Genomic DNA, 13,129 nt, shown 5'->3' on the forward strand with positions numbered 1-13,129 from the left:
CAGCAGGCGGCAGCAACTTCCCTGTTGTTGCTGGCTCAGGGCCGGCGGAAGCAGCAACAACAGGGAAGTTGCGCGGATCTTCGCCCACTCGACCTCGCCGGCCTCGACCTCGCTGGCCTCGACCTCGCCGGCCTCGGCTGCGGCTTCAGCGACGCGGTGGGCGGGAGGGGTGACGGCGGACGAGTGCGGAGGGTGGGAGGGGGCGGAGGGAGGGAGCGTCAGCGGGCGGCTTGTTCGGCGACGTAGGTGCCCCGGCCGGGCTGGCCGGTGATCAGCTCGCGGTGCTTGCTGGACGGTTGCCGACGCTGCCCGCGCGCGGCGGCCCACGACGGAGTCTGCGGCTGACCGAACCGGGCGAATGGCGCGGGGCGACACACGGCTCGGCTGGTCCGTGGGGGTTTGGGCCATCGAGGGCGTGGGCTCCCGGCTGGTGGTGCGTCCCGCTGTAACCTCCGGCCACCTCATTCCTGTTACTTGTGTGTTTCCGCCACATAGCTCGTGGGTGACGTCACTTCTAGCGTGAGCCGTCACGAAGAAGTTCTCTCCCTCTGAGTCCTCATGTGGAGTCGCAATGACGGTCCGGACGACGCGGCGGGCGTTCCTTTCCGCCGCCACGATGATGGCCGCGGCGCTGGCCGCCACGGCCTGTGGCAGCCCGCAGGACACCGCCACCGGCGGCGGCGACAGCGCCGCGCCGGTCAAGGTCGGCCTCGTGTACTCCCAGTCGGGAGCCCTGGCCAGTTACGGAAAGCAGTACATCGAGGGGTTCAAGGCGGGGCTGGACTTCGCCACCAAGGGCACCGGCAAGGTCGGTGACCGGAAGATCGAGCTGACCGAGGTCGACGACGCGGGCGACCCGGCCAAGGCGGTCTCCGCGGCGAAGGACCTGATCGGCAAGGGCACAAAGATCATCGCCGGCTCCACCGCCTCCGGTGTGGCGCTCCAGGTGGCGCCGATCGCGGCGCAGAACAAGGTGCTGTTCATCTCCGGCCCGGCCGCCACGGACGCGGTGACCGGCGCGAACAAGTACACCTTCCGCTCCGGTCGGCAGTCGTACCAGGACGTGGTGACCGCCAAGTCGTTCATCGGAGACCCCACCGGCAAGAAGGTAGTGGTCTTCGCCCAGGACGGCGCGTTCGGTGACGCCAACGAGGCCGCCGTCAAGGCCGTCATCGGCAGTGCGGGCGCGACCGTGAGCAGCGTCCGGGCCCCGGCCAGCGCCACCGAGTTCACCCCGTTCGCCAGCCAGATCAAGGCCGCGAAGCCGGACCTGCTCTTCGTGGCGTGGGCGGGTACGACCGCCCCGGCCATGTGGCAGACCCTCGACCAGCAGGGCGTTCTCTCGTCCACCACTGTCGTCACCGGACTGGACATCCGCGCCTCGTGGCCGACCTTCGGTGCTGCCGGCGCGAAGATCTCCTTCCTGTCGCACTACTTCGACGGTGCCAGCGACACCGAGGCCAGCAAGGCGCTGAAGGCCAAGGTCGACACCATCGACCTGTTCCACCCGGACGGCTTCGCCGCCGCGCAGATGGTGGTCCGGGCCGCGCAGGAGGGTGGGGACGACGTCGACAAGATGGTCACCGCCCTGGAGGGCTGGAGCTTCGACGGGGTCAAGGGCAAGATGACCATCCGGGCCGCCGACCACGCGCTGCTCCAGCCGATGTTCCAGGCCAAGCTGACCGGCAGCGGCACCGCGTTCACGGCGACCGCGCAGAAGAGCCTCACCGGTGACGAGACCGCGCCGCCGGCCGTGGCCATGAAGGGCTGACCATGCTCGCCACCCGCGGTCTGACCTGGCGGATCGGTGAGGTCGCCATCGTCGACAGCGTCTACCTCGATCTGGCGCCGGGGGAGTTCCTGGGCGTCATCGGGCCGAACGGCGCCGGCAAGACCTCACTGTTCAACCTGATCACCGGCCTGCGCCGGGCCACCGAGGGCCGGATCGTCCTGGACGGGCAGGACATCGGGGGGCTTCCGCCGCACCGGCGGGCCCGCCTCGGTCTGGGCCGTACCTTCCAGGCGTCCTCGGTCTTCGGCTCGCTCAGCGTGCGGGAGAACGTCCGGCTCGCCGTGCAGGCGCACCGCGGGGGCTCGATGGCGCTGTGGCGGCGGGCGGCGGCCGACCGGGAGGTCGCCGCCGCCGCCGACGCGGCGCTCGACCGGGTCGGCCTCGCCCACCGGGGTACGGCGCTCGCCGGCACCCTGGCCCACGGCGAGAAGCGCAAGCTGGAGATCGCGCTGCTGCTCGCCGGTGAACCGCGGGTGATGCTGCTGGACGAGCCGATGGCCGGGGTCAGCGCCGAGGACGTGCCCGAGCTGGTCGCCGTCATCAAGTCGTTGACCGGCGACAGCGGCCGGTCGGTGCTGATGGTCGAGCACCACATGGACGTCATCCTGGAGCTGGCCGACCGGATCGCCGTCATGCACCACGGCGCGCTGCTGGCCTGCGACACCCCGGAGACGGTGATGGCCAACCCCACGGTGCAAGAGGCCTACCTGGGGGAGTCGCTCTGATGGAACCGATCCTCAGTGTGGAGGAGCTGTCGGTCCGGATCTCCGGGCTGCACATCCTCCAAGGGGTGTCCTTCACTGTCGCCCCGACCGGCGTGACCGTCCTGCTCGGTCGCAACGGCGTCGGCAAGACCACCACGCTGCGCGCGATCGTCGGCCTCACCCCGCCTGCCGGGGAGGTCCGCGGCACCATCCGGATGGGTGCGCAGAGTCTGCTGTCCCGACCGACGCACCGGCTGGTCCGCGGTGGGCTCGGCTACGTGCCCGAGGACCGCTGCGTGTTCGCCGGGCTCACCGTCGCGGAGAACCTGCGGCTCGCCGAGCGGCGCGGCACCACCCCGGCGTACGACAAGGTCTTCGCCCTCTTTCCGGAGCTGGACCGGCGCGGACGGCAACGGGCCGGTTCGCTGTCCGGCGGGCAGCAGCAGATGCTCGCCATCGGTCGGGTGCTGCTCAACGACAACCGGCTGCTGCTCGTCGACGAGCCGACCAAGGGGTTGGCGCCGAAGGTGGTGACCGAGGTGGCCGAGGTGTTGGAACGGGTCGGGGAGTCGGTGCCGGTGCTGCTCGTCGAGCAGAACCTTGCCGTCGTACGTCGACTGGCCCGCGACGCTGTCGTGCTGGCCGCCGGCAAGGTGGCCTGGACCGGCGACGCCCACGAGTTGCTGTTGGAGACCGCGTTGACGAAGTCGCTGCTCGGTGTCGGCTCGGCGGAGGTGTCCCACTGATGGGCACCGTGATTCTGTTGACGTTGACCGGGCTCGGCCTGGCGGCGCTGTACTTCCTGGTCGCCTCCGGCCTGTCCCTGGTCTTCGGCCTGGCCGACGTGCTCAACTTCGCGCACGGGCTGTTCCTCGGCGTCGGCGCGTACGGCACCTGGTGGGCGGCGGGCAACCTGCCGGGCGCCGGCCCGGACGGGTTCGGCTTCGTGTTCGCTGTCGCCTTCGGGGTGGCCGCCGGCACGCTGGTCGCGATCCTGGTCGAGCTGGTGCTGATCCGCCCGCTGTACTCCCGCACCATCGAGCAGGTGCTGGTCACCGTCGGGCTGTCGCTGGCCGGGGTGGCGTTGCTCCAGGCCACCTGGGGTGCGGACGCCCGGCCGTTCCCGCGTCCGGACTGGACCCGGCAGGTGACCGGGATCCTCGGCGCGCAGGTGCCCAACGGTGGCCTGCTGCTGATCATCGCAGCGGTGCTGGTGCTCGGCGCGATCCTGGCGTTCCTGCGCTGGACCCGGTACGGCCTGGTGATCCGCGCCGGGGTGGAGAACCGGGAGATGGTGACCGCGCTGGGCATCGACGTCCGCAAGGCGTTCACGCTGGTCTTCGCGATCGGTGGGGCGGCCGCCGCGCTCGCCGGCGCGCTCGGCGGGGTCTACTTCGGCACCGTCTCGCCCGGGCAGGGCGGCTCGCTGCTGATCTTCGCGTTCATCGTGGTGGTGATCGGCGGGATGGGCTCGGTGGTCGGCTCCGCGTACGCGGCGGTCGTGGTCGGGCTGGTGCAGCAGTTCGTCAACTACTACGGCACGTCCGGGCTGGGCGACATCTGCGTGGTCGGGCTGCTGGCCGTGGTGCTGCTGCTGCGCCCGCAGGGCATCGCCGGAAAGGTGGCAACGGCATGACGGTGATCGACGCGCCTCGCGCACAGGTGCCCGACGAACTGAGCCCGCAGCGGGGGCGGTGGCACCGGGTCCGCCCGTTCCTGCCGCTGGTCGCACTGGTCGTGCTGGCGATCCTGCCGTATTCGACGATCTCCCTGCCGGGGATCTTCGAGGGGCCGGTCAACTCACCCGGCACCCTGCAACTGCTCGCCATCTGCCTCATCTTCGGCGGCCTGGCGGCCGGGTACGACCTGCTCTTCGGTCGGACCGGGATGCTCTCCTTCGGGCACGCGCTGTACTTCGCCGCCGGTGTCTACGGCACCGACATCCTCATCACCCGGGCCGGTCTGCCCCTGTGGCAGGCGGCGCTGCTGACCATCACCGGCGGCACCATCCTCGCCGCGCTGCTCGGCGCGGTGGCGCTGCGGACGGTGGGCATCGCGTTCGCCATGGTCACGCTGGCCTTCGCCCAGGTCGGCGCGATCCTGGTGGCCCGGGACTTCGGCGGGCTCACCGGCGGCGAGGAGGGTCTGCCGCTGGACGTGTCCGGCCTGCCCGCAGGCCTGGTCGGGGTGACCAACACGGTCAACCTGTACTGGTTGGCGCTGGCGTACCTGACCCTGGTGGTCTTCGTGGTGCACCGGGTCAGCGGGTCGCCGACCGGTCGGGTGCTCGCCGGGCTGCGTGACGACGAGCGGCGGATCGGCGTGCTCGGGCTGGACCCGTACCGCTACAAGCTGGTGGCGTTCACCCTGGCCGGCGGGTTGGCGTCGGCGGGCGGGGTGGTCTACGTCCTGATCGTCGGCGGCGCGTCGCCGCACATCACGTCCTCCGAGCTGACCCTGTCGCTGCTGGTCATGGTGGTGCTCGGCGGGCCGGGCACCCGCTGGGGTCCGGTGCTCGGTGGTGTCCTCTACATGTACCTGGATCACCGGCTCACCGCCTTCGGCACGAGCGACGCGGTGGACAACCTGCCGGCCGTCCTCAGCCGTCCGCTGAGCCAGCCGCTGTTCGTCCTGGGCACGGTCTTCATCCTGGCCGTCTACTTCTTCCCCGGAGGCCTGACCAGCCTGGCCCCCCGCCTGTCCCACCTGACCCGAGCCCTCCGCCCCCGACCCCGCCGCTGACCGTGTTGATCAAGAGGTCTGCGTCAGAATCCGGCCGAATGATGACGCAAACCTCTTGATCAACGAGGGCTTGACGGACAGCGCTGGTAGAAATGCCGGGTGGAGACAGCAGAGCGGGCAGGCGTACGGAAGCGGGCCGAGGCGGTGCTGCGCCGGCTGGCCGGTGACCACGCCCGGCTGCGCGAGGACCAGTGGCGCGCCATCGAGGCACTGGTCGTAGACCGGCGACGGGTGCTGTGCGTCCAGCGGACCGGTTGGGGCAAGTCGGCTGTCTACTTCGTGGCCACCGCCCTGCTCCGGGACCGTGAGCAGGGCCACCAGGCCGGGCCGACAGTCATCGTCTCGCCGCTGCTGGCGTTGATGCGCAACCAGGTCGAGGCGGCCGCGCGGGCCGGCATCCGGGCCCGCACGATCAACTCGGCGAACCTCGACGAGTGGGACGAGATCACCGCCGAGATCCAGACCGGCGCGGTGGACGTGCTGCTGATCAGCCCGGAACGCCTCAACAACCCGGACTTTCGTGACGGCGTCCTGCCGAAGTTGGCCGCCACCACCGGCCTGCTGGTGGTCGACGAGGCGCACTGCGTCTCCGACTGGGGGCACGACTTCCGACCGGACTACCGGCGGCTGCGGACGTTCCTCGCCGAGCTGCCCGAGCGCACCCCTGTGCTGGCGACCACCGCCACCGCCAACGCCCGGGTCACCCAGGATGTCGCCGAGCAGTTGGGCGACGCCCTCATTCTGCGCGGCACCCTGGACCGCGAGTCGCTGCGCCTCGGGGTGCTCGACCTGCCCAGTCCGGCGCACCGGCTGGCCTGGCTCGCCGACCACCTGGACCAGCTGCCCGGCTCGGGCATCGTCTACACGCTGACCGTGGCGGCAGCGGGGGAGACGGCCGAGTTCCTGCGCTCCCGGGGCTACCCGGTCGCCTCGTACAGCGGGCAGTCCGACGACGCCGACCGGCGGGCCGCCGAACAGGACCTGCTCGACAACAAGATCAAGGCGTTGGTCGCCACCAGCGCCCTCGGCATGGGCTTCGACAAGCCCGACCTGGGCTTCGTCGTCCACCTCGGCGCGCCACCCTCGCCGATCGCGTACTACCAGCAGGTCGGCCGTGCGGGCCGCGCCGTCGAGCACGCCGAGGTGCTGCTGTTGCCCGGCGTCGAGGACGCCGCGATCTGGCGTTACTTCGCCTCGCTCGCGTTCCCGCCGGAGCAGCAGGTCCGGGCCGTGCTGGCCGCCCTGCACACCGACCGCCCGCTCTCCACCCAGGCGCTCGAACCCCTCGTCGACCTGCGCCGGGCCCGGTTGGAGCTGATGCTCAAGGTGCTCGACGTGGACGGCGCGGTCCGCCGGGTGCGCGGTGGTTGGCTCGCCACCGGCGAGCCGTGGGTCTACGACGAGGCCCGGTTGCGCCGCGTCGCCGAGGCGCGCACCGTCGAGCAACAGGCGATGCGGGAGTACGCGACGACGTCCGACTGCCGGATGCGGTATCTACGGGAACGCCTTGACGACACCGAGGCGGCTGACTGCGGCCGATGCGACAGGTGCGCCGACCCACTCTTCGCCGCAGACGTGTCGACGGCCGCGCTCGCCGCCGCGCAGACCTTCCTGGGCCGACCCGGCGTGGAGATCGCGCCGAAGAAGCTCTGGCCGACCGGGCTCGACGCGGTGGGCGTACCCCTCAAGGGCCGGATCGCCCCCGCGGACCAGGCGCTGCCGGGCCGGGCCGTCGGGCGCCTCTCCGACCTGGGTTGGGGTGGCCGGCTGCGCGCTCTCGTCGGCCCGGAGGCGCCGGACGCGCCGGTGCCCGACGACGTCGCCGGCGCGGTCGTCGAGGTGCTGAAGGCGTGGGCGCACGGCGACGACCCGTGGCCCCGCCGGCCGGTGGCGGTGGTCGCGGTCGGTTCCCGGCGTCGGCCCCGGCTGCTCGGCTCGCTCGCCGAGCGGATCGCCACCGTGGGCCGGCTGCCGCTGCTCGGCGAGGTCCCCGCGGCCGGCCCCGGCGGTCCAGCCGGGCCGCGCGGCAACAGCGCCCAACGGGTACGCGCGCTGCACGACACCTTCACCGTGCCGACCGACCTGGCCGACGCCCTGGCCGGGCTGGACGGCCCGGTGCTGCTCGTCGACGACCTGATCGACTCGGGCTGGACGATGACGCTGGTGGCCCGGGCCCTACGCCGGGCCGGCGCGACCGGCGTGCTCCCGCTCGCCCTCGCCGTGGCCGGCTGACCCGCTGCCGTCCGGTCGGGTGGGAAAGTTCCCGGGCGGTGTCGAATGCGACAGTCGCCACGCTGTCCGGGCGTCGGCCTGACGTGGCCGGACGCGGCGGTACCGTGGGCGGCATGACCGACCAGCAGCCCGTCCGCCGCGCGTGCGCCGGCACGGACCCGACCGCCGGCGGCGAGGCCGGCCAGGCGCGGGGCGTCGGCCGTGGCTGACCAGGGCTCCGCCGAGCCGGACCGGAGCACTGTCCGGCTGGCGCTGGTCGTCGGCGGGCTGGTGCTGGCGGTGCTGCTCGGCTTCGGCCTTGGCCGGCTGAACGCCAACGGTGCCGTCACCGGCAGCCCGTCGTTGGCCGCCGAGCACACCGACCCACCGGGCGTCGCGCCGCACAACCACGGCAGTGCCACCACCACCGATCAGGGCGCGGCCACCGAGCCGGGCGGTCTGGCGGTCAGCTCGGCCGGGTTCACCCTGGCGCCCCTGACCACCGAGTTCGCGGCGGGTCGCCCCGGTCAGTTCCGCTTCCAGGTGCGCGACGCGCAACGTCGGTCGGTGACCCGGTTCGCCATCGTGCACGACAAGCCGATGCACCTCATCGTCGTTCGGCGGGACCTGACCGGTTACCAGCATCTGCACCCGACCATGGCGGCGGACGGCACCTGGTCGGTGCCGTTGACCCTCGCGCAGCCCGGCCTCTGGCGCGCGTACGCCGATTTCACAGTGGTCGCCGACGACGGCGCGCAGACCGCGGTGACCCTCGGCGCGGACCTGGTGGCACCAGGCGACTACCGGCCCCGTCCACTGCCGGGGCCGGCCACCTCGACGACCGTGGGCGGCTTCACCGTCGGCTACCAGGGCACTCCGCAGGCCGGGGCGACAGTGCCGCTGACCTTCCGGGTCGACGGTGCTGGCGGCGCAGCCTCGCTGGAGCGCTACCTCGGGGCGTACGGGCACCTGGTGGCGTTGCGCGAGGGGGACCTCGGCTATCTGCACGTGCACCCGGAGACCGAGTTGGCGGACGGTCAGATCAAGTTCTGGTTGACCACCCCTGGCCCGGGCCGCTACCGCCTCTACCTCGACTTCCAGGTGAACGCCGAAGTCCGAACCGCCGAATTCACAGTGACCGTCCCCTAGGCCTCGGCCCTCACCCCGGCCCGGTGATCATGAAGTTACTGCCGCTCGGGAGGCGTCAACGGCGGGATGAGAGTCGTCCATTTGTCGCGGGACCCCGCGATTACGGCCGCTGGTGGAAGCTGATGCGCATCAGCCGGCTTTCGGCCCAATCTTCGAGGCGTGTCGGCCGGATGGTCCCGGGGTCGTGGGGCTGATTGAGATCCGCGACGATTTCCGCCAGCACGGCCTGACGCTCGGCTGTGTCGGTGACCGGCGTGGCCCGTGCGGGCAGGTCCGCGGCGATCCCGTTCTTGAGATGGAAGGTGAAGTCGGGATTGGCGAGAAGGTTCGCGTGCCAGTCGGTCGCGGCGCCGCCGGCGCCGCTGCACAGGTAGGTTGCGCCCACGGCTCGGTAGAAGAAGATCTCGATGCGGCGTGGCCGGCCGGTGCGACGCCCCAGCGTCGTGATGTCGATGATCCGTTCCCTGGTGCCCGCGGCGGGTGTGATCTCGATGGCTCGCCGGATCGGATCGGGCAGATGGGACAAAGACGCGTCGAAGTCGCTCGATCCGGTCGTGTCTGGAGTGCTCATGCGGTCTCGTTCTGGAGGGCGGGGCCGAGGAGGAGCCCACCGTCGATGACGTACTCCGAACCGGTGATGAACGACGCGTCCGATGACGTGAGGAAAAGGAGAAGACGGGTGACGTCGGTCGGCTCGCCGAGGCGGGGGATGGCGAACGGCTCTGGTGAGTAGAAGTCGGCGATTGCCGCGGTGGCGCCAGCCGCTGGTTCGTGGATGAAGGACGTCGCGATCACGCCGGGGTGGATGGTGTTCACACGGATGTGGTCGCGGCCGAGTTCGAGCGCTGCCGTCTGGGTGAGTCCTCGCACGGCCCACTTGCTGGCGACGTAGGGCGCGTAGTGAGCCGTGCCGCCCAGGCCCATGGTCGAGGCGATATTGACGATGGCTCCCCCTGCTGCGCGACGCAGAGCTGGGGTGGCGACCTTGATGCCGAGGAAGGTCCCCGTGAGGTTGATGTCGAGGATGCGCGACCACGTGGCCTGCTCCGTGTTCTCGATTGGCGCCGGCGGGTTCTGGACACCCGCGTTGTTGACAAGCACGTCCAGGGCGCCAAAAGCGCTTTCGGCGGCTAGCACAGCGGCGGACCACGAGCTCTCGTCGGTGACGTCGAGGCGGGTGAAGCGAGCACGGGGCCCGAGTTCGTCGGCGAGAGCGGCGCCGCGCTCGGCGTCGATGTCGCCGATCACCACGTTCGCTCCCTCGGCGTGAAAGGCGCGTACGTGGCTCGAGCCCTGGCCGCCGGTCCCACCGGTCACGAGCACGGTCTGGTTGTCGAAGCGGTTCATCAGATGTTCCTTCGGCACGGGGGGTGTCCGACCGGGATCATCGGCGATGATCGCCGGCCGATGGTGAGCCGAGCGACTCACCATTGCCCCGACGCTACGCCGGCGGCAGTGGCGAGTCAAGCCACTCACCTCGTATGCTCGGTCCATGAGCAGGGTCGTGACGACGTACCACCAGCGCGTCGCCCAGGAGAAGCGTGCGCTGATCGTGGCGGCCGCGACCGCACTGTTCCTCGAGTTGGGCTACGACCGGACGTCGCTGGCGCGGATAGCAGAGCGCTCGGGTGTTTCGCGGGCCACCTTGTTCAAGCAGTTCCCGAGCAAGGCTGCCCTGTTCGACGCCATCGTCACCGAATCCTGGTCGACCGCTGACGAGGGGGAGCCTCCGCCGGCAGGCAACGTCGTTGACGGGCTCAGCGTCATTGGTCGCCGATACGCCGAGCTGTTGAGCCGACCCCAGATGACCGACCTGTTCCGGATCGTCATCGCCGAGCTGCCACGGTTCCCCGAACTGGCCCACGCGCAGTTCTCGCACGGGAAGATGCCCTACTTCGAGTCCGTACGCGGCTATCTCCTGGCCGAGCACGAGGCGGGCACGGTGCGGATTGAGGACGTGGACGTCGCAGCCACCCAGTTCCTGGGCATGATCTCCAACTACGTCTTCTGGCCGAAACTCCTCGTGCCGGACTGGGAGGTGAGCGCCGCACGCATCGCGCAGGTGGTCGACGAGGCCGTCAAGACCATCGCCGCACGGTACGGCGCGACCGGCGCATCAGGCGAATGACGTTCCCGGCGCCTTTCGTCAACGATCAACCGCTACCAGACCGGCAGGACACGCCCTAGCCGGCTCGGCGGATGGGGCGGCGGGCCAGGTAGCGGAGCAGGTCGCGGATGTGGTGCTTCTCCTCGGCGGGGACCGTGGGGTCGGCCAGCCGGTCCAGGATGGCCCGGACGTCGGCCTCGACCGGGCCGTCGTCGTGGCGTCGGCGGGGCGCGGGGCCGGCGTCGGGCAGCCCGAGCGCGCGGAACGCGGCGGCGACCGGCAGATCCAGCGCGGCACAGAAGCCGCGCACCTTGGCCAACTCGGGATAGTCCTGCCAGTCGCCGGCCAGCCAGCGGAAGACGGTGGAGCGACCGACGCCCGTGTGCGAGGCAAGATCAGTCACGGTCCAGCCACGTTCGTCGCGAGCGTCATCGATGGCGCGCCGGACGAAGCGGGCGAAGGCCATCTGCGGTGATACGTCGGCTGATCCCATCCCTGTGTGTCTTCCCCTCCTGCCGGAGCACCGGGACGATGCGCCTTCCGAGGGTAGTACGCCAGGAGCCGGAAACAATTGACTGACCGCACAAACTGTCCCGTGGACGAGACTTTTCTCTGGAAGCGTGTGTGCAGAACGAAAATTGCATCGAGCGATATTCATCGTTCTTCCATTAAGCTCGGTGCCCGTCCCGACATCGCGTCTGTCGCCTGCCGCCTCCGACCGGACCACTGCCGAGGAGCACCATGGCCGAATCGAGCCGCCCCCAGCCGTACCAGCCCGGTGCGGTGAGCCTCTTCTTCGTCGCCAAGGCCGGCGTCTTCGCCGCCGCGTTCTGGATCTGGTTGCTGGTCCTGGTGCTCCGCACCGACTCCGCGACCGGTCTCCAGGTGCTGGCCGCCACCGGCACCATCACCACCACGCTCGTCGCGGTCCTGCTCGGCGCCCGGATGGCGTTGCAACACAACGCCGCCATCCGGCACGCCGAGGTGAAGAAGTTGCTGGTCGACATCTCCTGGAACGCCTTCGCGGCGGCCGGCAACGCCGAGACCGGGGGCAAGGTCGTACCATTCCCGACCGCACCGGGCGGCGGTGAGTGGGCCGCCCAGCGGCCCGCCGTCGACCGGGTGTCGGTCCTCGACCGTGGTGCCAGCGAGCGCAACGGTGGCCGGGACCGCCGACGCTAGCCCCCGAGGAGCTAGGGCGCCTCTCCGGTGGCCAGCAGGGTCTCCAGCCGGGGAGTGACCTGCCACTGGTCCACCAGCTCGCGGTACTCCGCGCGCTGCGGCTCGGTCGCCTCGGCACCGGTACGACGGGCGCGGATCAGCAGGTTACGCGGGGTGTGCTGCGAGTCCACGAACTCCACCACCTCGGTCCGGTACCCGTGCACCCGCAGCAGCCCGGCGCGCAGGGCGTCGGTGAGCACGTCGGCGAAGCGCTCGCGCAGGATGCCCTGCCGGGTCAGCAGCTCGTACGGGGCCGGGGCGGGATGGGCGCGGAGCTGCTTCGCCAGATCGTGATGGCAGCACGGGGCGGCCAGCACCCAGCGGGCCTCCCAGCGCACCGCGCGGGCCAGCGCCTCGTCGGTGGCGGTGTCGCAGGCGTGCAGCGCCAGCACCAGGTCGGGGGCGGGGTCGACGACGGCGTCGGCGATCGTCCCGGCCACGAAGCTGACCTGGTCGGCCCAGCCCAGCCGCTGCGCCAGCTCGGTGTTGCGCCGCCGCTGGTCCTCCCGGACGTCCACGCCGACCAGCTGGACGTCGAGGCCCCGACTCGTCAGGTAGCGGTACGCGGCGAACGTCAGGTAGGCGTTGCCGCAGCCGAGGTCGACCACCCGTAGCGGACCGGTCAGATCGTCGGGCAGGGTCGCGGCCAGGGCCCGCAGGAACGCGTCCACCTGGCGGCGCTTGGCCGCCGAGCCACCGATCTCCGCGAAGATCGGGTCGCCGGGGTCGAGCAAATATTCCTTCGTCCGGTCGTTTCCGGTGGGCGTCGCCGCCGGACGGGACGTCGCGGCCCGGTGCACCTGCGCCTCGCCGGACTTGGTCACCCGCAGTTGAAGGGTCGCGTCGGCCGTCTCGACGTGCCAGTTGCCGAACGGCTCGGCCAGCAGTTCGTCGATCGCCGCAGCGGCCTCCGCACCGGAGGCGAGGTTGCGGGTGTAGGGGCGAGCACCGTCGGACGTGGTGATCTGCATCCGGGGGCCGGCCTTGAGCCGCACCGGCCGCAGTTCGGCCCGCTCAACGGTGGGGCGGCGACCGCGTCGACGTCCGGCGGCGACCGCCCGGGTCAGCGCGGGGTCGAGCAGCAGCGCCCGAACCTCGGTCAGGGCGGCGTCCAGTGGTTGCGGCATCGTTCCATCTTCGGCAGGTGGGGTGGGAGAAGGGAACATCCCCCGTACCGCGCGAGGCGGTGCGGGGGATGTCAGG

General features: G+C 71.1%; 14 protein-coding genes. 9 read left to right on the forward strand and 5 right to left on the reverse strand.

The window, feature by feature from the left end; translation table 11 throughout:
* Positions 1 to 218: 218 nt before the first annotated feature.
* A complete protein-coding gene (locus tag ACIA47_RS13505) occupies positions 219 to 377 on the reverse strand; it encodes a hypothetical protein (protein ID WP_396707875.1) in 159 nt (52 codons plus the stop codon).
* A 194-nt stretch (positions 378 to 571) separates the two neighbouring features.
* Between ACIA47_RS13505 and ACIA47_RS13510 the strand changes: the two genes are divergently transcribed.
* The 7 genes from ACIA47_RS13510 (at position 572) to ACIA47_RS13540 (ending at position 8,598) form a co-directional block, all read left to right on the forward strand.
* On the forward strand, positions 572 to 1,771 hold the full coding sequence (locus ACIA47_RS13510) for a substrate-binding domain-containing protein (RefSeq protein ID WP_396707877.1): 1,200 nt from the start codon (positions 572 to 574) through the stop codon (positions 1,769 to 1,771).
* A gap of 2 nt (positions 1,772 to 1,773) precedes the next feature.
* Positions 1,774 to 2,517, forward strand: a complete 744-nt coding sequence (locus ACIA47_RS13515; protein ID WP_396707879.1) for an ABC transporter ATP-binding protein — start codon at positions 1,774 to 1,776, stop codon at positions 2,515 to 2,517.
* The gene (locus ACIA47_RS13520) at positions 2,517 to 3,242 is read left to right on the forward strand and encodes an ABC transporter ATP-binding protein (protein WP_396707881.1); all 726 of its coding nucleotides are present in this window, start codon (positions 2,517 to 2,519) and stop codon (positions 3,240 to 3,242) included. The genes ACIA47_RS13515 and ACIA47_RS13520 overlap by 1 nt, the downstream gene beginning before the upstream one ends.
* Complete coding sequence (locus tag ACIA47_RS13525; protein WP_210859659.1) at positions 3,242 to 4,132, forward strand: branched-chain amino acid ABC transporter permease; 891 nt, start codon at positions 3,242 to 3,244, stop codon at positions 4,130 to 4,132. Before ACIA47_RS13520 ends, ACIA47_RS13525 begins: the two co-directional genes overlap by 1 nt.
* Positions 4,129 to 5,238 (forward strand): branched-chain amino acid ABC transporter permease, encoded by a 1,110-nt coding sequence (locus tag ACIA47_RS13530; protein ID WP_396707883.1) that lies wholly within the window; start codon positions 4,129 to 4,131, stop codon positions 5,236 to 5,238. Before ACIA47_RS13525 ends, ACIA47_RS13530 begins: the two co-directional genes overlap by 4 nt.
* 99 nt (positions 5,239 to 5,337) lie before the next feature.
* Positions 5,338 to 7,470 carry a DEAD/DEAH box helicase gene (locus ACIA47_RS13535; protein ID WP_396707885.1) on the forward strand — a complete coding sequence of 711 codons (2,133 nt, stop codon included), beginning with the start codon at positions 5,338 to 5,340 and terminating at the stop codon, positions 7,468 to 7,470.
* Positions 7,471 to 7,671: 201 nt separating this feature from the next.
* The gene (locus tag ACIA47_RS13540; RefSeq protein ID WP_396707887.1) at positions 7,672 to 8,598 is read left to right on the forward strand and encodes a hypothetical protein; all 927 of its coding nucleotides are present in this window, start codon (positions 7,672 to 7,674) and stop codon (positions 8,596 to 8,598) included.
* A 100-nt stretch (positions 8,599 to 8,698) separates the two neighbouring features.
* Here the strand turns inward: ACIA47_RS13540 and ACIA47_RS13545 are convergent, their stop codons facing one another.
* A complete protein-coding gene (locus tag ACIA47_RS13545) occupies positions 8,699 to 9,169 on the reverse strand; it encodes a nitroreductase/quinone reductase family protein (protein WP_396707889.1) in 471 nt (156 codons plus the stop codon).
* Positions 9,166 to 9,945 carry a glucose 1-dehydrogenase gene (locus ACIA47_RS13550; RefSeq protein WP_396707891.1) on the reverse strand — a complete coding sequence of 260 codons (780 nt, stop codon included), beginning with the start codon at positions 9,943 to 9,945 and terminating at the stop codon, positions 9,166 to 9,168. The genes ACIA47_RS13545 and ACIA47_RS13550 overlap by 4 nt, the downstream gene beginning before the upstream one ends.
* A gap of 145 nt (positions 9,946 to 10,090) precedes the next feature.
* On the opposite strand from ACIA47_RS13550, the gene ACIA47_RS13555 reads away from it, so the two are divergent.
* The gene (locus ACIA47_RS13555) at positions 10,091 to 10,726 is read left to right on the forward strand and encodes a TetR/AcrR family transcriptional regulator (RefSeq protein ID WP_396707893.1); all 636 of its coding nucleotides are present in this window, start codon (positions 10,091 to 10,093) and stop codon (positions 10,724 to 10,726) included.
* A 55-nt stretch (positions 10,727 to 10,781) separates the two neighbouring features.
* On the opposite strand, the gene ACIA47_RS13560 is transcribed toward ACIA47_RS13555, so the two are convergent.
* Complete coding sequence (locus tag ACIA47_RS13560; protein ID WP_091402568.1) at positions 10,782 to 11,198, reverse strand: helix-turn-helix domain-containing protein; 417 nt, start codon at positions 11,196 to 11,198, stop codon at positions 10,782 to 10,784.
* 248 nt (positions 11,199 to 11,446) lie between these two features.
* Here ACIA47_RS13560 and ACIA47_RS13565 point away from each other — a divergent pair, with 248 nt between their 5' ends.
* Complete coding sequence (locus ACIA47_RS13565; RefSeq protein WP_396707895.1) at positions 11,447 to 11,887, forward strand: hypothetical protein; 441 nt, start codon at positions 11,447 to 11,449, stop codon at positions 11,885 to 11,887.
* Between the two features lie 11 nt (positions 11,888 to 11,898).
* Here ACIA47_RS13565 and ACIA47_RS13570 read toward each other — a convergent pair whose 3' ends face one another.
* Positions 11,899 to 13,053, reverse strand: coding sequence for a class I SAM-dependent methyltransferase (locus ACIA47_RS13570; protein ID WP_396707897.1), 1,155 nt, complete (start codon positions 13,051 to 13,053; stop codon positions 11,899 to 11,901).
* Positions 13,054 to 13,129 lie beyond the last annotated feature (76 nt).

This window comes from Micromonospora sp. NPDC051227 (assembly GCF_044455385.1).
In the GTDB taxonomy this organism is placed as follows: Bacteria; Actinomycetota; Actinomycetes; order Mycobacteriales; family Micromonosporaceae; genus Micromonospora.